The organism is Promicromonospora sp. NPDC059942, from assembly GCF_042731755.1.
GTDB lineage: Bacteria > Actinomycetota > Actinomycetes > Actinomycetales > Cellulomonadaceae > Promicromonospora.
In genome coordinates, this window is record NZ_JBHWLR010000003.1 from 445053 (window position 1) to 467140 (window position 22088).

Annotated in this window: 17 protein-coding genes; 11 read left to right on the plus strand and 6 right to left on the minus strand. The window is 74.8% G+C overall.

Annotated elements, in window-relative coordinates:
• Nucleotides 1–13: 13 nt before the first annotated feature.
• From ACFV9Q_RS07035 to ACFV9Q_RS07070, 8 genes are all read left to right on the plus strand, one after another.
• A complete protein-coding gene (locus ACFV9Q_RS07035) occupies nt 14–1531 on the plus strand; it encodes an ABC transporter substrate-binding protein (protein WP_377233787.1) in 1518 nt (505 codons plus the stop codon).
• A gap of 31 nt (nt 1532–1562) precedes the next feature.
• On the plus strand, nt 1563–2606 hold the full coding sequence (locus tag ACFV9Q_RS07040) for an ABC transporter ATP-binding protein (protein ID WP_377233788.1): 1044 nt from the start codon (nt 1563–1565) through the stop codon (nt 2604–2606).
• A complete protein-coding gene (locus ACFV9Q_RS07045; RefSeq protein WP_377233789.1) occupies nt 2603–3397 on the plus strand; it encodes an ATP-binding cassette domain-containing protein in 795 nt (264 codons plus the stop codon). Before ACFV9Q_RS07040 ends, ACFV9Q_RS07045 begins: the two co-directional genes overlap by 4 nt.
• Before the next feature lie 110 nt (nt 3398–3507).
• On the plus strand, nt 3508–5106 hold the full coding sequence (locus tag ACFV9Q_RS07050) for an FAD-dependent oxidoreductase (protein ID WP_377233790.1): 1599 nt from the start codon (nt 3508–3510) through the stop codon (nt 5104–5106).
• A complete protein-coding gene (locus ACFV9Q_RS07055; protein ID WP_377233791.1) occupies nt 5106–6119 on the plus strand; it encodes a dihydrodipicolinate synthase family protein in 1014 nt (337 codons plus the stop codon). The genes ACFV9Q_RS07050 and ACFV9Q_RS07055 overlap by 1 nt, the downstream gene beginning before the upstream one ends.
• Before the next feature lie 79 nt (nt 6120–6198).
• Nucleotides 6199–8133: a glycosyl hydrolase family 28-related protein gene (locus ACFV9Q_RS07060; RefSeq protein ID WP_377233792.1), complete on the plus strand. Its 1935-nt coding sequence runs from the start codon at nt 6199–6201 to the stop codon at nt 8131–8133.
• Nucleotides 8134–8185: 52 nt separating this feature from the next.
• Complete coding sequence (locus ACFV9Q_RS07065) at nt 8186–10288, plus strand: fumarylacetoacetate hydrolase family protein (RefSeq protein ID WP_377233793.1); 2103 nt, start codon at nt 8186–8188, stop codon at nt 10286–10288.
• Nucleotides 10285–11847: an arylsulfatase gene (locus ACFV9Q_RS07070; protein ID WP_377233794.1), complete on the plus strand. Its 1563-nt coding sequence runs from the start codon at nt 10285–10287 to the stop codon at nt 11845–11847. Before ACFV9Q_RS07065 ends, ACFV9Q_RS07070 begins: the two co-directional genes overlap by 4 nt.
• A 21-nt stretch (nt 11848–11868) precedes the next feature.
• On the opposite strand, the gene ACFV9Q_RS07075 is transcribed toward ACFV9Q_RS07070, so the two are convergent.
• A complete protein-coding gene (locus tag ACFV9Q_RS07075; protein WP_377233795.1) occupies nt 11869–13197 on the minus strand; it encodes an MFS transporter in 1329 nt (442 codons plus the stop codon).
• A gap of 719 nt (nt 13198–13916) precedes the next feature.
• Here ACFV9Q_RS07075 and ACFV9Q_RS07080 point away from each other — a divergent pair.
• Nucleotides 13917–14339 carry a hypothetical protein gene (locus ACFV9Q_RS07080; RefSeq protein ID WP_377233796.1) on the plus strand — a complete coding sequence of 141 codons (423 nt, stop codon included), beginning with the start codon at nt 13917–13919 and terminating at the stop codon, nt 14337–14339.
• 183 nt (nt 14340–14522) lie between these two features.
• Here ACFV9Q_RS07080 and ACFV9Q_RS07085 read toward each other — a convergent pair whose 3' ends face one another.
• On the minus strand, nt 14523–15326 hold the full coding sequence (locus ACFV9Q_RS07085; protein WP_377233797.1) for an SDR family NAD(P)-dependent oxidoreductase: 804 nt from the start codon (nt 15324–15326) through the stop codon (nt 14523–14525).
• Between the two features lie 258 nt (nt 15327–15584).
• Here ACFV9Q_RS07085 and ACFV9Q_RS07090 point away from each other — a divergent pair, with 258 nt between their 5' ends.
• The gene (locus ACFV9Q_RS07090; protein ID WP_377233798.1) at nt 15585–16397 is read left to right on the plus strand and encodes a TetR/AcrR family transcriptional regulator; all 813 of its coding nucleotides are present in this window, start codon (nt 15585–15587) and stop codon (nt 16395–16397) included.
• Nucleotides 16398–16542: 145 nt separating this feature from the next.
• Here the strand turns inward: ACFV9Q_RS07090 and ACFV9Q_RS07095 are convergent, their stop codons facing one another.
• The 4 genes from ACFV9Q_RS07095 to ACFV9Q_RS07110 all read right to left on the minus strand — a co-directional run bounded on the left by ACFV9Q_RS07095 (nt 16543) and on the right by ACFV9Q_RS07110 (nt 20460).
• Entirely contained in the window at nt 16543–17451 is a 909-nt protein-coding gene (locus tag ACFV9Q_RS07095; RefSeq protein WP_377233799.1) for an alpha/beta fold hydrolase, read from the minus strand.
• Nucleotides 17448–18182, minus strand: coding sequence for a TetR/AcrR family transcriptional regulator (locus tag ACFV9Q_RS07100; RefSeq protein ID WP_377233800.1), 735 nt, complete (start codon nt 18180–18182; stop codon nt 17448–17450). The genes ACFV9Q_RS07095 and ACFV9Q_RS07100 overlap by 4 nt, the downstream gene beginning before the upstream one ends.
• 57 nt (nt 18183–18239) lie before the next feature.
• The gene (locus tag ACFV9Q_RS07105) at nt 18240–19136 is read right to left on the minus strand and encodes an NADP-dependent oxidoreductase (RefSeq protein WP_377233801.1); all 897 of its coding nucleotides are present in this window, start codon (nt 19134–19136) and stop codon (nt 18240–18242) included.
• Between the two features lie 97 nt (nt 19137–19233).
• Complete coding sequence (locus ACFV9Q_RS07110) at nt 19234–20460, minus strand: YibE/F family protein (RefSeq protein WP_377233802.1); 1227 nt, start codon at nt 20458–20460, stop codon at nt 19234–19236.
• 176 nt (nt 20461–20636) lie between these two features.
• On the opposite strand from ACFV9Q_RS07110, the gene ACFV9Q_RS07115 reads away from it, so the two are divergent.
• Nucleotides 20637–21272, plus strand: coding sequence for a hypothetical protein (locus tag ACFV9Q_RS07115; RefSeq protein WP_377233803.1), 636 nt, complete (start codon nt 20637–20639; stop codon nt 21270–21272).
• The last annotated feature ends 816 nt before the right edge of the window (nt 21273–22088 follow it).

Below are 22088 nucleotides of genomic sequence, written 5' to 3' on the forward strand. Positions count from 1 at the left end.
GAAGGAACGAGCGATGAAGCTCAGCACCCGGCGCGCCGTACCCGCCCTCACGATCACTCTCGCGCTCCTGGCCACGGCGGCCTGCGGCGGCTCCGACGGCGGGGACGACCCCGGCGGGGACGCCGCGGGCGGCACCCTGACCGCGGCCGGCCCCATCCCCATCGAGAACCTGGACCCGCACGGCCCGTCCAGCATGGACGCAGGCACGCAGCTCGCGGCCCGCGCCCTGTTCAGCCAGCTCGTGGTCAGCACCGGCCCGGGCGAGTTCACGGGCGACCTGGCCACCGAGTGGGAGCCCGACGACGACACGAGCGAGTGGACGTTCACGCTGCGTGACGGCGTGGAGTTCTCCGACGGCGAGCCGGTCGACGCCGACGCCGTCGTCGCCTCCTTCGAGCGCGTGCTGGAGCTGCAGGGCCCGCTGGCGGGCAACTTCGTGGACTACCAGGTCGAGGCGCCCGACGAGTCGACCGTGGTGTTCGACGCCGGCAAGCCGGACGCGTCGTTCGTCGCGAAGATCTCGTCGTTCTTCGTCACCCCGCCCGACGTCGACGAGTCGTTCTTCCAGGACCCCGTGGGCTCCGGGCCGTTCGTCGTGGAGTCGTTCGAGCCGGGCCAGACGCTGCGGATGACGCCGAACCCGACCTACTGGGACGGACCCCCGGCATTGGAGGAGCTGGTCTTCCAGTCGATCCCCGAGGTCTCGGCGCGCATGACGGCGCTGCAGACCGGCGAGGTAGACGTCACGTGGGCCATGCCCGACGACCAGATCCCCGCCCTGCAGGGCGACACCTCGATCACGGTCGAGAGCGTGGACAGCCCCGGCGTGCTGACCATGTGGATGAACAGCTCCGAGGAGACCCTCAAGGAGGCCGCCGTGCGGCGCGCGCTGTGGCAGGCGGTCGACTTCGACGAGATCACGACGTCGCTGTTCCCGGAGACGGGCTCGCCGGCCGACTCCGTCGTCAGCCCCGTGGTGCTCGGCTACGCGCCGCAGGAACCGGTGGCCTACGACCCGCAGGCCGCCAAGGCCGCCCTGGACGCCGCCGGCTTCGACTACGACACGAAGCTGCGCATGCAGTTCTCGCAGCCGCAGTTCCGCCAGCTCGCGCAGGCCGTGGCCTCCGACCTGGCCGAGATCGGCGTGCAGGTCGAGCCGCTGGAGAAGGAGCAGGCGGTGTTCCTTGAGGACCTGCTGGCCCTGAAGTGGGACCTCAACATCCAGCAGATCGGCTCGCAGGGGTACGACGCCGCCACCAACCTGGGGCGTCTGTACCCGTGCGCCGCGGGCCGCACCGGCTACTGCAACGAGGACCTCGACGAGCTGCTGGCCGCCGCGGAGGCCACGAGCGACACCGCCGAGCGGGAGGACCTGTACGCGCAGGCCACGCAGATCGTCTGGGACGACGCCGTGGGCATGTACCCGATGTTCGTCGGCATGCCGTACGCGTGGCGCTCCGGGGTCGAGGGCTTCGTGCCGGCGTCCGACAGCCTGCCGTACTTCACGCGCGTGACGAACTCCGAGAGCTGACGGGCGCGCCGGAGCGCGGGAGGGAGTACGGATGGCAGACCAGTCCGTCGCGGTGGTGACCCCCGAGCGGAGCACCACCCCGATGCTCGAGGTGACCGGGCTCGGCGTCGCCCTGCCCGCGGGGACGGTGGTCGACCGGGTCTCGTTCACCGTCCTGGCCGGGCGCACCACGGGCCTGATCGGCGAGTCCGGCAGCGGCAAGACGATGACGGCCATGGCCGTCGTCGGGCTGCTGCCGGACGCCGCCGTCGCCTCCGGCGAGGTGCGGTGGAAGTCGCAGGACCTCCTGACCGCGCCCGAGCGCCGTCGGCGGCAGGTGCGCGGGCGCGAGATCGGCGTCGTCTTCCAGGACCCGTCGGCCGCGCTCGACCCGATCCAGACCGTGGGGCGGCAGGTCGGCGAGATCCTGCGGCGCGCCGGCCGCCCGCGCGCCGAGGTCCGGGCGCGCGTGCTGGAGCTGCTGGCGCGCGTCGGGCTGCCCGAGCCGGAGCGGCAGGCCGGCTCGTACCCGCACGAGCTGTCGGGCGGCATGCGCCAGCGCGTCATGATCGCCATCGCGCTGGCCGGACGGCCCGAGCTGGTCATCGCCGACGAGCCGACCACCGCGCTCGACGTCACCACGCAGGCGCGGATCCTGGCGCTGCTCGCCGACCTGCGCGACCGCGAGGGCCTGGCCATGATCCTGGTCAGCCACGACCTGCGGGTCATGGCGCACGTCGCCGACGAGGTGGTGGTGATGTACGCAGGCCGGGTCTGCGAGCAGGGCCCGGCCCGCGCCGTGCTCGACCGCCCGCACCACCCCTACACGCGGGCGCTCGCGGGCAACGTCCCGGCCGTGACCAGCCGGACGGCGATCGCCGAGCCGCTCCCGGGCGCGCCCGCGAGCCCCTTCGACCCGCCGTCCGGGTGCCCGTTCCACCCCCGCTGCCCGATGGCGCGGGCGCGCTGCGCCACGGAGGTCCCGGCGCTTCGCGAGATCGACACGGGCGGCGGTGCCCCGGACGGCACCGACCCGGGCGAGCCCGCGGCCCGGCGGCTCAGCGCCTGCCACTTCGCCGAGGAGGTCACCCCGTGAGCGTGCTCGAGATCCGTGGCCTGCGCGTCACGTTCGCCGGCCCGCGGCGGTCGGTCCGCGAGCGCCGCACCACGGTAACGGCGGTCGACGGCGTGGACCTGGACGTCGGTGCCCGGCAGACCGTGGCGCTGGTCGGCGAGTCGGGTTCGGGCAAGTCGACGGTGGCGCGGTGCGTGCTGGGGCTGGTGACGCCGCAGGAGGGCAGCATCACGTTCGAGGGGCACCCGCTCGGGCCGGTGCGGCGGCGGTCGCCGGAGCTGCACCGCGCGGTGCAGATGGTGTTCCAGGACCCGGGGTCGTCGCTCAACCCGCGCATGACGGTGGGCGCGATCGTGCGCGAGGCGTGGCGGGTGCACCCGTCGGTGGCGCCGTCCGGCGACCGGCGGGAGGCGCTGGCACGGGTGCTGGCCGACGTCGGGCTGGACCCGGGGGTGGCGGACCGGCGGCCGTCCGCACTGTCGGGCGGGCAGAAGCAGCGGGTGAGCATCGCCCGGGCGCTCGCGCTGCGCCCGCGGCTGCTGGTCTGCGACGAGGCGGTCTCGGCACTGGACGTGTCGGTGCAGTCGCAGATCCTGCGGCTGCTGGTGGACCTGCGCGACGAGCACGACCTGTCGCTGCTGTTCATCACGCACGACCTCGCGGTGGTGCGGCAGATCGCCGACCGGGTGGCCGTGATGCACCGCGGGGTGCTGGTGGAGGACACCTCCGCGGAACAGCTCTTCACCGCACCGGCGCACCCGTACACCCAAGCCCTCCTGCAAGCGGCCCAAACCTTGGAGGGAGCAGCATGACGCCCGCCCGACCGACCCCGTTGAGTGCTGGGTATCTGTCCTCTCAGAACGATTCGACACCACAAATGCCCAGCACTCAACGGATGGGTGGGCGGGTTGTGGGGGCCGACGTGTTGGTCGTGGGGGGCGGGGCCGGTGGGGTGGCCGCGGCGCTCGCCGCGCTGCGGCGGGGGCGGTCGGTGGTGCTGACCGAGGAGACGGACTGGCTGGGCGGGCAGCTCAGCGCGCAGGGCGTGCCGCCCGACGAGCACCCGTGGATCGAGCAGTTCGGCTGCACGCGCTCCTACCGGGCGTTCCGGGAGGGGGTGCGGCAGTACTACCGCGCGTGGTACCCGCTGACGCCGTCGGCCCGCCGGGTGATGGACCTCAACCCGGGCCTGGGCCGGGTGAGCCGGCTGTGCTACGAGCCCCGGGTCGCCGCCGCGGTGCTGGACGCGATGGTGGCGCCGTACCTGGCAGCGGGGCGGCTGCGGGTCCTGTTCGGGCACCGCCCGGTGGCGGTGCACGCGGACGGCGACCGGGTGGAAGCCGTGACCCTGACCGGCCCGGACGGCGCCCACGTGACGGTCGCGGCGCCCTACGTCCTGGACGCCACGGAGCTCGGCGACCTGCTGCCGCTGGGCGGCGTCGAGCACGTGACGGGGTTCGAGTCGCAGGAGGAGACCGGGGAGCCGAGCGCCCCCGCTCATCCGCAGCCGGGCAACCAGCAGGCCTTCTCGTGGGTGTTCGCCGTGGAGCACCGCGAGGGCGAGGACCACACGGTCGACCGGCCCGAGCAGTACGAGACCTGGCACGACTACCGCCCGACCTACTGGCCCGACCGGATGCTCAGCCTCACCGCCCCCGACCCGCGCACGCTGGAGCCGCTGGTGCGCACGTTCGTGCCGCACGCGCCCAGCGGCCCGGTCGTGGCCGACCAGAGCGCCGACCCCGGTGACCGGGAGCTGTGGCTGTTCCGCCGCATCGTGGCGCGCGAGCAGTTCGAGGCCGGCTTCGCCGCCAGCGACGTCACGCTCGTCAACTGGCCCATGATCGACTACCTGCCCGGCCCGCTGGTCGGCCCGGCGGACGACCCCGTGCCCGACGCCGAGCACGACAAGCACCTGCTGGGCGCCCGGCAGCTGTCCCTCAGCATGCTCTACTGGCTGCAGACCGAGGCGCCCCGGCCCGACGGCGGCACCGGCTGGCCGGGACTGCGGCTGCGGCCGGACGTGCTGGGCACCCAGGACGGGTTCGCCAAGGCGCCCTACGTGCGCGAGTCGCGCCGCATCCGGGCCCGCACCACCGTGGTGGAGCAGGACCTGTCGCTCGCGGTGCGCGGCGCCGCAGGGGCCGTGGCCTACCCCGACTCCGTGGGCGTGGGCATGTACCGGATCGACCTGCACCCCAGCACCGGCGGGGACAACTACCTGGACGTGCCGTCCAGCCCGTTCCGGATCCCGCTCGGCGCACTGCTGCCCGTGCGGGTGCGCAACCTGCTGGCCGCCGGGAAGAACATCGGCACCACGCACATCACCAACGGCTGCTACCGGCTGCACCCCGTCGAGTGGAACGCCGGGGAGGCCGCCGGGGCGCTCGCCGCGCACTGCCTGGCCCACGGCGTGGAGCCCGCCCAGGTGCACGGCGACGCCGCGCTGCTCGCCGCGTTCCAGGCCGAGCTCGTCGCCGACGGGTTCGAGCTCGACTGGCCCGAGATCAGGGGGTACTGATGCTGACCGGAACACCGCTCCTGACCGGGGTGACCGTGCCGCTCGTGACGCCCATGGACGTGCGCGGCCGGCCGGCGGCAGCGAGCGCGAGCCGGCTGCTGAACAGCCTGCACGCCCACGGGGTGCGCACCCTGATGCTGTTCGGCAGCAACGGCGAGGGCCCGCTGGTGCCTGTCGCGGACGTCGGCCCGTTCACCGCCGAGGTGGTGGCGCGCTGGCACGCGCTGGGCCGGAGCTCCGAGCACCACAACGGTCACCACAACGGTGGGCCCCACTTCGGCGGGCAGCGTCCCGGCACACCGCCGCACATCACACCGCACCACGGCACCGGTCACGACGGCGGGTTCGTGCTGGTGAACGTGACGGCGGCCGGCACGCACGACGTCCTCGCGCGGGCCTTCTCCGCCGCGGCGGCCGGCGCGGACGCCCTGGTGCTCAGCCCGCCCATCTACTTCCACCACCGCGCCGACGAGGTCGTGGCGCACTTCGCGGCCCTGGCCGACGTCGGCCTGCCCGTCGTGGCCTACAACGCGCCCCGGTACAGCAGCCCGATCACGCCGGGCCTGGCCGACGCGCTGGCCGACCTCGACCACGTGGTCGGCATCAAGGACAGCTCCGGCGACCTCGTGCTGATGCGGCACCTGGTCGGGATCGCGGCGCGCCGGCCGGGGTTCGCCGTCGGGCAGGGCGACGAGACGCAGCTCGCGGCCGCCCTGGACCTCGGCGCGCACGGCGTGGTGCCCGGCATCGGCAACATCGCGCCGCGCGCGACGCTCGCGCTCGTGGCCGCGCACCGCGCGGGCGCCACCGCCGAGGTGGCCCGCCTGCAGGAGCTGCTGACCGCCCTGGTGGGCCTGCACAAGGTGCGCCCGGGCACCCCCGCGATCAAGGCCGTGCTCGCCCGGCGCGGGCTGTGCCCACCGCACGTCGCACCACCCCTGATCGCGTGCGACCCGGCCGAACGGGAGGCGCTGCACGCCTTCCTCGCGCCCTTCGCGGAGCATCTCATCTGAGTGCCCCTACCTGAGTCACCCCCATCTGGGCCGCCCCACGAGGGCCCAGCCCGTAAGGCTCAACGGAAGGAAAGCAACGATGCACCAGCCCGTGACCCGACGGAACATGCTCCGCACCGCCAGCCTGGCCGGTCTCGCCACCGCCGCAGGCGCCGTGTCCACGCCGCTGTCCGCCGCACTGTCCCCCAGCCTGTCCCCCGGCTCCGCGGTCCCGGGCGAGCCCGGCCCGCCCGAGCTCTCCGACCCGGCGCTGGCCACCCTCGACATCTCGGGGGCCACCACGCCGCAGGAGTTCGGCGCCCTGGCCGACGGCGTCAACGACGACACCGCCGCGATCCAGGCCGCCATCGACGCCCAGTTCGAGCGGCTCAGCAAGATCGTCTGGTTCCCGCCGGGCACCTACCGCATCACCGCGCCGCTCGTGGTGCGGGACACCGAGTTCACCGAGCCGATGAACCTCAACCGCATCGTGCTGGCCGGCCAGGGCACCATGGGCGTGCGCACGTCGCTGATCCTCGTGGACTTCGACGGCACCGGCCTGGAGATGCACGCCCCGCTGTGCGGCATCCGCGGGCTGTCGTTCATCACCCGGACCCGCACGCCCGGCTCGGTCGCGGTGCGCACGGCCCGGACCACCAACACCGACGACATGGACGCCACCATCACGGAGTGCACCTTCGTGTCGTTCAACCAGGCGGTGGTGCACGTCGGGCGCGGGCTGGTGTTCACGAACAACCTGGTGGCGATCTCCGGGACCGCCCTGACCGTGCAGTGGCCCACCGACGGCACGGGCGGCGGCGACCTGCACCTGCTGCCGTACGGCATGCGCAAGTGGCTCATCGAGGGCAACCACTTCCACAGCATGAACCAGTGCATCGCGACCACCGGCGCGGAGAACGAGAACTTCCGCGGCGCCGTGATCTCGAACAACCTGGTGGACATCGGCCGCCGGTTCTTCGTCGGCGGCATCATCAACTCCACGATCGTCGGCAACGTCGTGGAGCACGCCTCCGGGCCGGCGATCGACATCACGGCGGGCGGCTCCAACCTGACGATCGCGGGCAACGTGATCGGCGGCGGCGGGGTGGAGCCGGGCGGCAACCGACCCCCGAACGCGATCCTGTTCCGCGGCGTGGACGCGCACAACGTCACCATCACCGGGAACACGTTCAACTGGATCAACCTCGACCCGGTCGCGTTCGAGCAGTCGGCGTCCGAGATCACGGTCTCCGCCAACTCGTTCGACAACTGGAACCTGGAGCGCAGCGTGATCCGCGGCGCGGTGCGGATCGCCGGCGACGCCGACGGCATCTCCGTGATGGGCAACGCGTTCGGCGCCAACACGGTGCCCGCGAACGCGCCCGTGCGGGTCACCGGAACCCTGACCGGCTCCACGATCAGCGGCAACACCCTGGACGCCGCCGCGCCCGTGCTGCTCGCGGGCACCGTGGGTGCGGGGTGCTACGTCCAGCGGCGCAGTGCCGGGAACAACGAGCACGAGCTCACCTCCGCGAAGAACGGCGCGTCGGTCGTGCGGGCCACGGCGGCCGACGGGTACGCGGACGGCGACGCCTACGGCAGCTTCCTCGCGGCGTCCGCCCAGGTCGCGGGCGCCGGGCCGGGCATCAAGGGTGGCGTCCGGGTGGTGCCGGACGGCGCGGCGGGCGCCGCCGTCGTCGAGCTGGTCGCCGCCACGCCGGAGGCGAACGCGCTGGCCGCCGTCCGCGTCGGGGCCGACGGCGTGGTGCCCACCGCGGACAACGAGCGCGACCTCGGCTCCGCGGAGCTGCGGATGCGCCGCGTTCACGCGCACAGCCTGCAGCTCGTGCCCAACCCCGTGGCCGAGCTCCCCGAGCCCGTCGCCGGCGGGCTCGTGATGGTGCCCGACGCGCTGGGGCCGTTCCCCACGCTCGCCGTGTCCGACGGGCGGCGCTGGTACCGGGTGATCGTGGCCGGGTACCTCACCGCCGACGGCGCGACGATCGAGGTGCCGGGCGCCGGGGAGATGTCGTGAGGTACCGGCTGTGAGGAACGAGCTGTGAGGAACGAGCGGTGAGGAACGAGCGGTGAGGCTCGCCAGCTTCCTGGCCCAGGGCACGGAGCGCTGGGGCGTCGTGCTGCGCGACCCCGGCGTGGCGGACCGCGAGTGGCTCGTCGAGCCCGTCCGCGCCGAGGCCGCCCTCGCGGCGCACGCGCCCGTCCCGGCCCCGGGCCCGGCCCCGCACTTCCTCGCGGGGCCGTGGCCGGACACGCTCGTCGGCCTCCTCGCGCTCGACGACGCCGGCCTGGCGGCCCTGTCCCGGCTCGCCGCCGCCGTCGAGCAGCGGGCGCGGACCGACCTGACGTTCCTGCCGCGCTCGGGGCACCGGGTCGGCGACGGCGGGGCGGACGACGACATCGAGCTGCTCGCGCCCGTCCCGAAGCCGCGCCTGTGCTGGGGGCTGGTGACCAACTCGCCGTCCTTCGTGCGGAACCGGCCGGGTGTGCCGCTGCTCAACCTGTTCCCGCTGGGGCACCAGCGGCCGCAGGGGGCGGTGGTCGGGCACGGCGCCCCCGTCGTCGTCCGCCACGGCCACCACCTGCCCGCCATGGCCTACAACGTGGAGCTGGCCGTGGTGATCGGCCGGGCGGGGCGGGACGTCCCGGTCGAGCGGGCCATGGAGCACGTCGCGGGGTACACCGTGGTGGACGACGTGTCCGGCACCCACTACTTCTCCGCCGTGCCGGGCAACGCCGGCGCCGGGTACTCGCTCCCGCCCGGGTACCAGGACTGGCTGTTCCAGGCGACGGCGTCGTGGGCCGGCAAGAAGGCCGACACGATGTGCCCCATGGGCCCGTACCTCGTCACGAAGGACGAGGTGGGCGACCCGTACGACCTGCTGATGTGGACGCGACAGTCGGGCCGCACACGCGACCGCGCGCACAGCGGCGCCACCCTGCTGGGTATCGAGCGCGTGCTCGCCTGGTACTCCTCGTTCGCGTCGCTGCACGTGGGCGACGTGATCCACCTCGGCACCATGGGCATCGACGGCCTGCCCGTCACCCCCGGTGAGGTCGCCGCCGGCACGCGGCTCGAGGTCGAGATCGAGCGGGTGGGCGCGCTGGCCAACCCGGTGGTGGCGCCCGACGACGTCCCGGGGTCCCCGGCCGCGCCGCCCGACCTGACCCGGCACCCGTCGTGGGCCGTGCGGGAGCTCGCGCTGCGCGAACGCGCCGAGCCCGGCTCGACGGTGATCGGGGCGCCCGCGGACTGGTCGGTCGCGGGCGTGCGGCACTTCTGGACCGCCTTCGGCAATGCCGCCCCGCAAGACGCCGTCGACCCGGACGGCCTGCCGCGGCTCGCCGTGCCGCGCTTCCTCAACGGTCCGGCGTCGGCGCTCACGGCGGGCGGCGCTGCGAGCGGCGCTGCGGTCGGCGTCCCGGGCGACGCTGCGGGCGGCGTCGCGGGCGGCGCTGCGGGCGGCGTCGCGAGCGCCGTCGTGCGCGTCCCGGCGCGCGCCACGGACCTGGTCGTCGCGGTCGAGCTGGCGCTGGTGCTGCGCCGCCTGGTCGCCGAAGCCCCCGCCGTGTCGGACGTCCAGGTCCCCGGAGGGACCTGGGCGTCCGGCACGGCGGGGGCGGGCGACCTGGTGCTCGGGTACACGCCCCTGATCTCGGTCTGCGACCAGTCGTTCTCCGACGCCGTCGCCGAGCCCGCCCGCGCCGGCGAGCGCGGCATCGGCGCCGTCTACGGACGCTGGGCCGACGGCTTCAACGTGGTCATGCCCGCGCCCGGCCCGCTCCTGCCCGTCGCCGCCCTGCCCGACCCGGCCGGCTGGTGGGGGCGCGAGATGTGGCTGACGACGGCGGCGGGCACCGTCCGCGGCTCGACGGCGGAGTACGCCGCAGGGCCGGGCGAGCTGCTGGCCACGATCTCCCGCATGATCACGCTGTTCCCGGGGGACGTGGTGACGCTGGGTTCGGCGTCGGCCCGGGCGCGCGTCACGCGCGAGCAGTACGCGGCGGGGCTGGACGTCGTCGCGGGGATCGAGGGCCTGGGCGTGGTGCACGCCCGGATCACCCCGGCCGGGTCGGACACGTCCGTGTCGGAGGCCTCCGTGTCAGACGCACAGGTCCCCCGGGTGACCCGCACGTCTGACCCGGCACCTCTGGATCAGGGGGCGACATGACCCGCCGGCCCGACGTGCTGGTCGTCCTCGCCGACGACCTCGGGTTCTCCGACCTCGGCGCGTTCGGCGGCGAGATCGACACCCCCGCCCTCGACCGGCTGGCCCGGCGCGGCGTCCGGATGAGCTCCTTCTACGCGACGCCCCGCTGCAGCCCGTCGCGCGCCGCGCTGCTCACGGGCCGCCACGCGCACGACGTCGGCGTCGGCGTCCTCACCAGCGACGACCGCCCGGACGGCTACCGCGGCTCCCCCGACCCCGCGGCGCCGACCCTCGCCGAGCGTCTGCGCGCCGTCGGCTACACGACGGCGCTGGCGGGCAAGTGGCACCTGTCGTCGCGGACGGACGAGCCCGACGAGACCTGGCCCACGCGCCGCGGGTTCGACGAGTTCTACGGCGTGCTGCCCGGCGCGACCAGTTACTACGCCCCGCCGCTGGTCCAGGGCGAGGAGCGGCTGCCGCCGTCCGCCACCGCGGGCGACTACTACCTGACGGACGACCTGAGCCGGTATGCGCGCGGGTTCGTGGAGCGGGCGCACCGCGCCGGCCGGCCGTGGTTCCTCTACCTCGCGTACACGGCGCCGCACTGGCCGCTGCACGCGCGCGAGGCCGACGTCGCGCAGTACCGCGAGCGCTACCTCGCGGGCTGGGACCGCCTCCGCGAGCGCCGGCTGGCCGCGCAGCACCGCCTCGGCCTGGCCACGGCCACGGACCTGCCGCCGCGTGACCCGCGGGTGCCGGCGTGGGCGGAGACGACGGACCGCGAGTGGGAGGCGGAGCGGATGGCGGTATACGCGGCGCAGGTCGAGGCGATGGACCGGGGCGTGGGCGCGCTGCTGGACCAGCTCGCGGCGCAGGGCACGCTGGACGACACGCTGGTCGTGTTCTGCTCGGACAACGGGGCGTGCGCGGAGGAGCTGCCGCCGCCGTCGGGCAGCCTGAGCCCGGACGTGTCCCCGCCGACGACGCGCGACGGGCGGGCGGTGCGGGTGGGCAGCTCCCCCGCCGTCGTCCCGGGGCCGGAGGACACGTTCGCGAGCTACGGGCGGGCGTGGGCGCACCTGTCGAACACGCCGTTCCGCCTGTACAAGCGGTGGGTGCACGAGGGCGGCATCGCGTCGCCCCTGATCGCGTCGTGGCCCGCGGGCGGCGTGCGCGGCGGAGGTAGGACGGCGGGGCCGGGCCACGTGGTCGACGTCGCGCCGACGGTGCTGCGCGCGGCGGGCGGCGACGCCGACGGCATGACGGGCGTGAGCATGCTCGACCAGTGGCGGGGCGCGCCTGCGGTGGAGCGGCCCCTGTTCTGGGAGCACCTCGGCAACGCCGCGGTGCGGCACGGCCGGTGGAAGCTGGTGCGCGAGGCGGGGCAGCCGTGGGAGCTGTACGACGTCGGCGCGGACCGCGGCGAGACGCACGACCTCGCGGCCGCGCACCCCGGCGTCGTCGCGCGGCTGGAGCGCTGCTGGGAGGCGTGGGCGCGGTCGGCCGGGGTGATCGGGTGGGACCGCCTGCTGGCGTACTACCGCGAGCGCGGCCTGGAACGGTCGGTCCTCCCGGACTGACCCGGTGGGTCGTTACCGGGTTCAGGCAGGACGACGGCGGCGGCGGCGCCGGAACAGGAGCTCGCCGAGCACCGTCAGCAGCAGGACGACGGCGCAGGCGCCCGCGAACAGGGCGAGGGCGTGCATGCCGGTGGTGTCGGGCTCCTGCCGGTAGGCCGCGGCGGTGGCCGCCGTCGCGCACAGGGCGCCCACGTACATGAAGGTGCGGAACAGCCCGGACGCCGCGCCGATCTGCTCGGGGGTGGCCTGCTCGTACAGGGCGTTCTGGTTGGCCAGCCCGTTCAGCGCCTGCGGGATGCCGTGCAGCGCGATGACGACGCACAGCCAGAGCACGGGCGTGCCGGCGTCGAGCAGGAGGAGCGCGGCGCAGGCGACCACCTGGACCGCCGACCCGGCGAGCAGCTTGCCGAGGATCGCCGGGCTGCGCCCGGTCAGCACCGTGAACAGCATCGCGGTGCCGAACATCGGCAGCACCACCAGCCCGGTGTGCGACGGCGACAGCCCGCGCGCGTGCTCCAGCCACTGCGGCATCCCGTAGACCACGCAGTACATGACGATCCCGGTCAGCATCTGCCGGGCGTAGGTGAGCAGCAGCGGCCGGTTCTGGCCCAGGACGCGGACGTCGAGGAAGGGGTCGGTCGTGCGCAGCTCCCGCCACACGAACCCCGTCCCGGTCACGAGCGTGATCGCGACGAGCCACAGCGCCCGGGCCGCCGGGTCCATGAGGAACAGCATCAGCGCGGTGAGCGACACGGCGAACAGGGCGATCCCGGCGGCGTCCCAGGTGCGGCGCGGGACCCGGACGCCGTCCGCGTCGTCGTCCCGCGGCAGGAACAGCGCGCCCAGCACCAGGCAGGCGACGGCGAACGGCACGTTGACGGAGAACACGGTGCGCCAGCCGCCGAGGTCCACGAGCAGCCCGCCGAGCGACGGCCCGACGACCGCGATCACCTGGTTGGCGAACGACAGCGTGGCCAGCACCCCGGCGGGCGACGGCCCGCCGGTGCGGCGCCCCTCACGCTTGATGAGCGCCATCGACGCCGGGTAGCCGGCGCACGTGCCCAGGCCGATCAGCACCCGGGCGACGACCAGCCAGCCGAGCGTCGGCGCGAACGTGCCGAGCAGCCCGGCGGCGCCGACGAGCGCCGTGCCGATGAGGTACAGCCGCCGCGGCCCGTAGGTGTCGACCATGCGGCCCACCACTGGCTGCCCCACCGCGCACGCGAGGTACAGCGCGCTGACCAGCCACGCGGTGTCCGACGGCGGCGCCCCGAACGCCAGGCCGATCGGCACGAGCGCGACCGCCAGCAGCGAGGTGTTGAGCGGGTTGAGCACCGACCCGAGAACCATCGGCGCGATGAGCCTGCGGTCGAACCGCGCGGGCTCGGGGGCGGGCTGGTCGTCAGGTCCGGTGGGTCGGTCGGGGCCGCCCGGCTGATCGGGGCCGCCCGGCTGATCGGGGCCGCCTGGCTGCTGGGGGCCGCCTGGCTGCTGGGGGCCCGTCGGTCGATCGGGGCCCGTCACCCTGCGGCTCGCCCGCTGGGTCGTCGTGCGCCCCGCCCGGCGTCGTACTGCCGACGCCCGCTGTGAAACTCAGTTGCCTCGGGCACGCTCTCACCGTACACCGGCGAGGTCGGCAGTCTGCTCGTGGTCGGCAGCGCGCGGGCCAGGTCGGCAGCCCCCCTCGCCCGGTCGGCAGTCCCCTCGTCCGGTCGGCAGTTTCCTCGTCCGGTCGGCAGTTTCCTCGTCCGGTCGGCAGTTTCCTCGTCCGGTCGGCAGCCCCTCCTCCGGTCGGCAGTCCCCTCGTCCGGTCGGCAGTTTCCTCGTCCGGTCGGCGGTCGGCAGTCTGCATCGAGGTCGGCACAGGCCTGTGCCGACCTCGATGCAAACTGCCGACTCTGCGATGCAAACTGCCGACCCAGCTGTGCGGCGCCGATCGCTCGGGCGACCGCCGCCGTCGCAGCGCCGCCGTCGAAGCACCGTCGCCGTCGAAGCGCCGTCGCCGAAGCGCCGTCGCCGAAGCATCGTCGCCGAAGCACCGTCCCTGCCGGGAGTGCGAGACTGCGCCCATGCGTGACGACGAGTGGTCCCGGCAGCGCGCCGAGGCGGTGCGGGTGCAGGCGGAACGCCTGGAGGCGCGGCAGGACGCCGAGCACACCCGGGCCGAGGCGATGCTGCGCGAGTTCGTGGCCGCCGCGCGCACCGCCGGGCTCGCCCCCGAGGACCTCCAGGTCCAGGGTTACGGCGGGCGCGGGACGGCGCGCACCGGGCTCAAGGGCTGGTACCTGCGCGTCGACCGCAGCGCCGGGGTCAGCACCGACGGCGACTTCTACGTGCTCACCGCGCCCATCGGCCTGCTCGACCGGCTGCGCGGGATCCGCCCCGAGACGCGCCGTCCGCCCCTGGTCCTCGGCGCGGGCGGGAAGGACGGCGAGTCCATGCCCCTGGCCGACGTCCTGGACCGCCTGCTGCCGGGCTGGCGCACGCGCTGACCCGCGCCGCCGTCAGACCGGGCAGCCGTCAGGCCGGGCAGCCGTCAGGCCGGGCCGCCGTCAGGCCGCAACCGTCAGCCCCCGCCGTCAGGCCGCCGCCGCTAGCCCCCGGCGTCCGGCGCCGCCGCCAGCCCCCCGCCGTCCGCGCCGCCGCCAGCCCCCCGCCGTCCGGCCACGCCGCCGTCAGCCCGCCGAGCGCCCCAGGTCCTCCCAGCGGCGCCACGCGGCGACCCGCTCCTCGGTGATCGGCAGCACGGCGTCCACGGCGAGGTCGCCGACCAGGATGCGCAGGGGCGGCTCGTCGGCGTCGACCACGGCGAGGACCACGCGGGCGACGTCGGCCGGGGACGACGAGCCCGGCGGGTGCCAGGCGGCCGTGCGCAGCGCGTCGTAGGCGGGCAGTTGGGCGGCGTGCACCCCGGACTCGTCGCGCCACCCGGTGTCCACGGGCCCCGGCTCGACGAGCGTGACGCGGACGCCGAACCCCGCGACCTCCTGGGCGAGCGCCTCCGACAGCCCCTCGAGCGCCCACTTCGACGCGCTGTAGCCGCCGAGCCCGGGCCAGGCCGCGACCCCGCTGGAGCTGGAGACCTGGACCACGTGCCCGCTGCCCTGCGCGCGCAGCACCGGCAGGGCCGCCTGGGTCACGTGCAGCACGCCGAAGAGGTTGACGTCGAGCTGGTCGCGCAGCTGCTCGGGCGTGATCTCCTCGACCGTGCCGAACAGGCCGTAACCCGCGTTGTTCACCACCACGTCGATGCGGCCGAGCGCCTCGGCCGCCGCCCGCACCGCGTCCCGGGCCTGGTCCCGATCAGTCACGTCGAGGCGCAGCGGCACGACGGCGTCGCCGTACCCGGCCACGAGGTCGTCGATCGCGGCCAGGTCCCGCGCCGTCGCCGCGACGCGGTCGCCGCGCTCCAGGGCGGCGACCGCGATCGCGCGGCCGAGCCCGCGGCCCGCGCCGGTGACGAACCAGGTCCGGTTCATCGGGTGCCGTCCGGGGTGTGCGGCGGGGTGGGCGCGTGGGTGCGCACGGAGTCGGTCGACATGCGCGTCATCGTGCCAGGCGAGCGCCGGGTGTGTCGCGGAGCGGCGCCGGGTGCCGGGTGTGTCGCGGAGCGGCTCCGGGTGCCGGCCAGGTCGGTCTCCCGGGCAGCCGGGCCGCACTCCGGACGCCGCGCCCCGCGACGCCCCGCGCTTCGGCTCCCGGGCATCGGCTCCAGGAGTTGGCACTAGGCTCGCGGCATGCCCGTGGACGACGTCGACACCCGGCCCGCACCGCCGCGGACCCTGACCCGCCGCGAGCGCCTGCGGCGGCAGACGGTCGACGAGATCGTGGAGCGGGCGCTGGAGCTCGTCGACTCGGGCGGGGCGCACGGACTGTCGATCGCTTCGGTCAGCAAGGCGATGGGCATGACGCCGCCGGCGCTCTACCACTATTTCGCTTCCCGCGACGCGCTGCTCGACGCCCTGGTCCTGGCCGGGTACACGGACCTCGGCACCGCCGTCGAGGGCGCCGCGCGTGCGGCGTCGGACCGGCCCGCCGCCGAGCGGGTCGCCGCGATCGCCCACGCGTGGCGACGCTGGGCCCTGGACCACCCGCGGCGCTACGCGATGCTGTTCACTGGCAGCCGGCGCGACGCCGTCGACCCGCTGGAGCACGTGGGCCCGATCACCGCGAGCATGCTCGCCCTGGTCACGGCCCTCCAGGAGCTCGTACGGGACGGCGGGGGCGTCGGGGACGGCGGGGGCCGCGACGACGGCGCGGACGGCGGGGGCCGCGACAGCGGCGAACCCGGTGCGGGGCCAAAGTCCGGTGCGGGACAAGAGTCCGGTGCGCGGCCAGGCCTCGACGCGGAGCTGTCCCGGTGGGGCCGGACGCTCGGCGCCCCGCCGGAGACCGCACCCGGCGCGCTGCGGCTGGCGCTGTCCACCTGGTACCGCGTGCACGGGCTGGTGTCGCTGGAGCTGGTCGGCGGTTTCGACACGATGGGACTAGACGGCGGCACCCTGCTGACCGCCGAGATCGAGAGCCTGGTCCACGAGGCGACCCGCTGACCCGCCGCGCCACGCACGGCCCGCCGCGCCCGCACCGCACCGGAAGGTGCGCTTCTACCCCGCGATTGGGCCCGAAACGGGGCTGTTTTCGGGCCTAATGGCTGGGTAGAAGCGCACCTCGCGCGCCCGCTCGACGCCGCCCGGGTCAGCGACGGTCCGGGTCGGCACTCCCGGCGTGTGCCAGGAGGAACTCCCGCACCAGCGCCACCACCCGGTCCGGCTGGTCCAGCGTGGAGAGGTGGCCCGCGCCCGGCAGCACCGCCGACCGCGCGCCGGGCGCCGCGGCGATCGCGGCGTCGAGCTCGGGCTGGAGCACCAGCGGGTCCTCCGAGCCGCGCACCCAGAGCGTCGGCACCGACAGCCGGTGCAGCGCCGGGAGAAAGTCGGTGCGCATCGCGAACGGGCCGAACGACAGCGCCTGCCAGTCGTCGAGGGCCGGCTCGCGGTGCCTGTCCTTCTGTTCGGCCTCCCGCTGCGCGAGCTCGACCGCCCGCTCGAAGCCACGGGTGTCCGCGCCGTGCTGCAGGTTGTCGACGAGCGAGCGGCGCACCGCGCGCGGGCTCCGCGCCAGCCATGCCGTGGTCGCGCGGAGCAGCCAGGGCGTGCGCGTGGACAGCCAGGTGACGAGCTGCGCCGAACGCCGCGCGCCCAGCCCGCCCGGTGCCAGCAGGACCGCGGCGCTGACCCGGTCCGGGTGGTCAAGCGCGGTGCCGATCGACACGCCCCCGCCCATCGAGAGCCCGACCAGCGCGGTCCGCTCGATGCCGAGCTGGTCCAGCAGCCCGATCACGACCCGCTGGAGCCGCGGCTGGTCCACGGGCCCCGCCCAGGGTCGGCTGCCGCCGTGCCGCGGCAGGTCGATCGCCAGGACCCGGAAGTGCTCCGCGAGCGCCGGCGCCACGTGCATCCAGTCCAGCTCCGCGGTGTCCAGCATCGCGCCGTGCAGCAGCAGGACCGGCGGCGCGTCGGGGCGGCCGCTGGTGTAGAGGCGGATCGGCCCGCCCGCGACGGTGAGGTCGCGGACGTCGTCGAAGGCGGTGGTCGCGGTCGTCATGACCCGGTCCTCTCCGCACGGCCGACGCCGCCGGCACGCGCCTCGGCGGCGCGCGTTTCGTCAGCGCCCACCTCGCCCACGCCGACGCCGGCAGCGCCCATCTCGCCCGGCCCGACGTCATCGGTGCCCGCCTCGTCCGCGCCGACGTCGATGCCCTCGCGCACCAGCCCCTCGACCACGCCGAGGGCGGCGCGCAGCCGGTCCGGCGTCAGCGGCCCGATCAGCGCCGAGGCGGACAGCAGCCCGATCGTCACGCTCGACAGCGCGAGCGAGACCGCCTCGGGGTCGACGTCGGGCCGCACACGGCCGGCGGCGCGCAGCTCCTCGACGTGCGCCGTGATCCAGCGGAACCGGGCGCGGTACCGCTCGGGGTCGACGGCGCGCACGTGCTCGCCGAGCACCGCGCGGTCGTCGAGGAACGCCGCCGACATCAGCGGGTCGGCCAGCAGCGCCTCGACGCCCGCGCGGTAGAGCGCGCTCAGCGCGACCGGGCGCGGCAGGTGCGCCGTGAGCTCGTCCACCCGTGCGCCGAGCCGGGTGGTGGAGCGCAGCAGGACGGCGTCGAGCAGCTCGTGCTTGCCCGCGAACTCGCGGTAGACGCCGCCCTTGCTCACCCCCGCGGCGTCCGCCACGGACTGCATCGACATCGCGTCGAAGCCGCGGTCGAGCACGAGCCGTTCGGCGACGTCGAGCAGGGTCTCCCGGCGGTCCGGGATGGTCGGTCTGGGCATGCGCACCTCCGTAGTGACCCAAACTACCGCATTGGTCACTACGGGTGAACCGCCAGGTCAGGGCACGAGCACGACCTTGCCGCCGGCGTGCCCACCGTCTACCAGCTCCTGCCCCCGCGCCGCCTCCGCGAGCGGCAGCACGTGTGCGACCGGCACGGACACCTCGCCGCGCAGCACGAGACCGACGAGGTCCGCGAGCTCGGCAGCTGAGGGCTCGGACCGCTCGTCGAACTCCACGCCGAGGTCGTGCGCCGCCGGGTCGGTGAGGGTCAGCACGCGGTCGGTGCCGCCCCGCAGCTCGATGCTGTCCGGCAGCACGCCAGCTCCGGAGGTGTCCAGCACGGCGTCGACGACGGGCGTGAGCCCGCGGACGCGCTCGACGAGCCCGGCGCCGTACGTCGTGGGCGTCGCCCCGTAGGCCGCGACCCGGCCCTGGTTGGCGGGCGACGCCGTGCCGACCACGCGCACGCCCGCCGCGACGGCGAGCTGGGTCACCAGCCCGCCGATGCCACCGCTGGCCCCGTGCACCAGCAGGGTCTCCCCCGGCTGCGGGCCGAGGATGCGCAACGCCCGCCGGGCGGCCTCGCCCACCACGGGCAGCGCGGCCGCCTGCGTCACGGCCAGCCCGTCGGGCACCGGGGCCCACCGCTTCAGGAGGGCCAGCTCCGCGGCGCCCCGACTGGTCCACCCGGTGACCCGGTCGCCCGGGGCGACCCCGGCGACGGCCGCCCCCACCTGGTCGACGACGCCGACGACCTCCAGCCCCGGCACCGCCGGGAGGCGGGTCCGGAACACGGATTCCATGGCCCCCGAACGGACCTTGCCGTCGAAGGCGTTGAGGCCCACCGCCTCGACCCGGACCCGGACCTTCCCCGGGCCGGCCTCCGGCTCCGGGACCTCACCGAGGTGCAGCACCTCGGGCCCGCCGAACTCGTCGTACACCACTGCGCGCATCGTGCGTCCTCTCCCTCAGGACCAGTCTGCCCGCCGTGTGTGACACCGCGGTTCAGGACTCCGTAGTTCGGGACTCCGCAGTTCGGGACACCGCAGGTCAGGACTCCGACGCCCGGGCCTGCGCGGCCCACGCCTCCGAGACGGGCGCCATCAGCTCGGGGTCCGACGACGGCTCGAGGCCGGCGACGCCCACGAGGCCCGTCGTCGGCCCCGGGACGGTGAGGGTGGCGATCGCGGTGGTCACCGGGATCGCGAGCACAAGGCCGATCGAGCCCACAAGGGTGCGCACCACCTCCTCGGCGATCTCGCCCGAGGTCAGGGCGGTCAGCGGCGACTGGTCCACGAGCCAGACGATCATGAGCAGCGGCAGGGCGGCGCCCACGTAGGCGAACGCGATCGTGTAGACGGTCGAGGCGATGTGGTCGCGGCCGATCCGCATGGCGCTCGTGAAGAGCTCGGCCCGGGTCGCCGTCGGCGCGACGGCGCGCAGCTCCCACACCGCCGAGGCCTGCGTGATGGTCACGTCGTTCAGCACGCCCAGGCCGGCCAGGACGATGCCGCACAGCGCGATGCCGCGCAGGTCCGCGAGGGGCGCGCTCGACGGCAGGAAGGCCGAGGCATCGTCGGAGGTGCCGGTGATCTGCGCGGCGCCCGACGCCCAGGCGGCGATCCCCGCCGTCAGCGCGAGGCCCACCAGCGTGCCCAGCAGCGCCGTCGAGGTGCGCGCCGACAACCCGTGCGCCAGGTACAGGGTGACGAACATGATCAGCGACGACGTCACCAGCGCCACGCCGAACGCGTTCTGCCCCGCGAGCAGGGCCGGCATGGTGAACCCGAGGAGCACCACGAACGCGATCCCGAGCCCGGCCATCGCCGCCAGCCCGCGCCACCGCGCCACGAGCAGCACCACCAGCGCGTAGACGACGGCGAGCAGCGCGATCGGCAGCTCGCGCTGGAAGTCCATGAACACGAGCGGGTCGACGCCGGGCTGCGCGACCCCGGAGATGTCCACGGCGGTGATGCGGTCGCCCTCGGCGAGCGGGACCGACGGACCGGGCGACTGCATCCGGGAGGCCCCGCCGTCGGCCAGCTCCACCGGGATGCTCCCCGTGGCCGGGTCAGCGGGGCCCGCGATCGTGACGTCCACGAAGGACGTGCCCTCGGCCCGGTTCGGCACCCGGTCGGGCACGTCGCCGGCGTTCGGCCACAGCAGCCACAGCCCGGCCAGCGTGGCGAGCAGCGCCGAGACCAGGATCATGACCAGGAAGAACGTGGTCTTCGGCGCGGCAGGGCCCGCCGAGCCGTGCGAGGGAGCATGCGCCATGCCGACATCCTGGCTCAGGAGTGCGCCGCGGGCGCGGCGAGAGAAGGCTTTGTCCACAGGCCGCCGAAAACCGCGGAGCGCGCCATCCAATATCACCGGATTTACCTCATAGGCGTCAACTAACGACACAACCGGCGTATCGGCTGTGGATGAATTGCGACGATCACCTTCCTGGTGTGACATGGGACGAGGATTTTTCATCAATACCCGACACCTCAGGCGGTCTTTCCTTGCGAACACCAGCGAAGGTCACACTCGTAGCCCTGGTCGCCGTCGTCCTCCTCGTCGCTGTCGCGGTCGGGAGCTGGTCGATCCGGGGCGCGCAGGCGAACAGCGCCGATCAGGCCGCTGCCGCTGCTGTCGCCGCTGCCGACGACATCAGGGTCGGGGTGCCGACCGTGGTGTCGGCGCAGACCCTCGAACAGGTCTCGGCGAACCATTACCCCTTGTACTGGGCGGGAGAGATCCCTGAGACCAAGATCGAGCTGACCCTCACCGCCAACAGCGGAACTTTTGTCCGTTATCTGCCGCAGAATGCGAAAGCGGCCGACCCTGACAAATACCTCACTGTCGCCACCTATGAGGCAATCTCGGGATACGACGGCCTGAAGTCCGCCGACGAGGATCTCGCGACCGTCGAGCAAAGCAAGAGCGGCGCGGTGATCGCCGTGTTCGACGACCGCCCGCTCTCGACCTATTTCTCGTTCCAGAACGCCGCTTTCCAGGTCGAGGTCTTCTCACCGGAGAAGGACGAGTCAAAGAAGCTGACCGACGACGGCACCATCGGGCTCGTCGGCGGAGAGGCTTCGTGACCTGGTACCGGAGAGCCGGTCGGACCACCCTGACGGTGGGCGCGACCGCGGTGCTCTTCCTCGCCGGCGGCCGCCTCGCAGCGGACGCCGACGCCGCGACCGGCCCGGACAACCCCTGGGCGGGACAGCAGCCCCCGGGAGTGCGCGGCCCGGTGTTCGGCGACCTCGAGGACACGACCGGTGAACCCGGCGAGACGGGGCGCACCGGCCCCGTCGGCCCGCAGGGAGCGGACGGCGCACGGGGAGTCCCGGGCCCCGGCGGCCCGCCCGGCCCCCGGGGTGAAGACGGCGCGCGCGGCCCGGACGGCGCCGACGGCGAGCCGGGCGCGAACGGGGTGGATGGCACGGACGGTGTCGACGGCACCGATGGTGCGGACGGCACTGATGGTGCAGACGGCACGGACGGGGCGGACGGTGTCGACGGAGCCCAGGGACCCGCCGGGCCGATGGGCATGGTCGGCCCACAGGGCGCTCCAGGTGCCGACGGCGCGGACGGCGCGACTGGGGCGCAGGGAGCCGACGGTGCTGACGGCTCCGACGGCACGGACGGTGTCGACGGCGTGGACGGCGCCCAGGGCGCGACCGGTGCACAAGGAGCCGACGGAGCGCAGGGACCTGCCGGACAGCAGGGTCCCGCGGGCGCGCAGGGTGCTGCGGGTGCAGACGGTTCCGACGGCGCGACGGGACCGCAGGGTGCTGACGGCAGCGACGGCGCTGACGGAGCGGACGGGGCACAGGGAGCTGACGGCGCGCAGGGGCCTGCCGGGCCTCAGGGTGCAGCAGGCTCGGAAGGGCCCGAAGGCGCGCAGGGACCGG

Bases quoted from the DNA above. Each gene is read 5' to 3' on its own strand.
- ACFV9Q_RS07035 (WP_377233787.1), top strand. From the start codon at position 14: ATGAAGCTCAGCACCCGGCGCGCCGTACCCGCCCTCACGATCACTCTC.
- ACFV9Q_RS07105 (WP_377233801.1), bottom strand. From the start codon at position 19,136: ATGCGCGCAGTGGTGTACGACGAGTTCGGCGGGCCCGAGGTGCTGCAC.
- ACFV9Q_RS07090 (WP_377233798.1), top strand. From the start codon at position 15,585: ATGCCCGTGGACGACGTCGACACCCGGCCCGCACCGCCGCGGACCCTG.
- ACFV9Q_RS07070 (WP_377233794.1), top strand. From the start codon at position 10,285: ATGACCCGCCGGCCCGACGTGCTGGTCGTCCTCGCCGACGACCTCGGG.
- ACFV9Q_RS07055 (WP_377233791.1), top strand. From the start codon at position 5,106: ATGCTGACCGGAACACCGCTCCTGACCGGGGTGACCGTGCCGCTCGTG.
- ACFV9Q_RS07060 (WP_377233792.1), top strand. From the start codon at position 6,199: ATGCACCAGCCCGTGACCCGACGGAACATGCTCCGCACCGCCAGCCTG.
- ACFV9Q_RS07100 (WP_377233800.1), bottom strand. From the start codon at position 18,182: ATGCCCAGACCGACCATCCCGGACCGCCGGGAGACCCTGCTCGACGTC.
- ACFV9Q_RS07110 (WP_377233802.1), bottom strand. From the start codon at position 20,460: ATGGCGCATGCTCCCTCGCACGGCTCGGCGGGCCCTGCCGCGCCGAAG.
- ACFV9Q_RS07040 (WP_377233788.1), top strand. From the start codon at position 1,563: ATGGCAGACCAGTCCGTCGCGGTGGTGACCCCCGAGCGGAGCACCACC.
- ACFV9Q_RS07075 (WP_377233795.1), bottom strand. From the start codon at position 13,197: ATGGTTCTCGGGTCGGTGCTCAACCCGCTCAACACCTCGCTGCTGGCG.
- ACFV9Q_RS07080 (WP_377233796.1), top strand. From the start codon at position 13,917: ATGCGTGACGACGAGTGGTCCCGGCAGCGCGCCGAGGCGGTGCGGGTG.
- ACFV9Q_RS07085 (WP_377233797.1), bottom strand. From the start codon at position 15,326: ATGAACCGGACCTGGTTCGTCACCGGCGCGGGCCGCGGGCTCGGCCGC.
- ACFV9Q_RS07095 (WP_377233799.1), bottom strand. From the start codon at position 17,451: ATGACGACCGCGACCACCGCCTTCGACGACGTCCGCGACCTCACCGTC.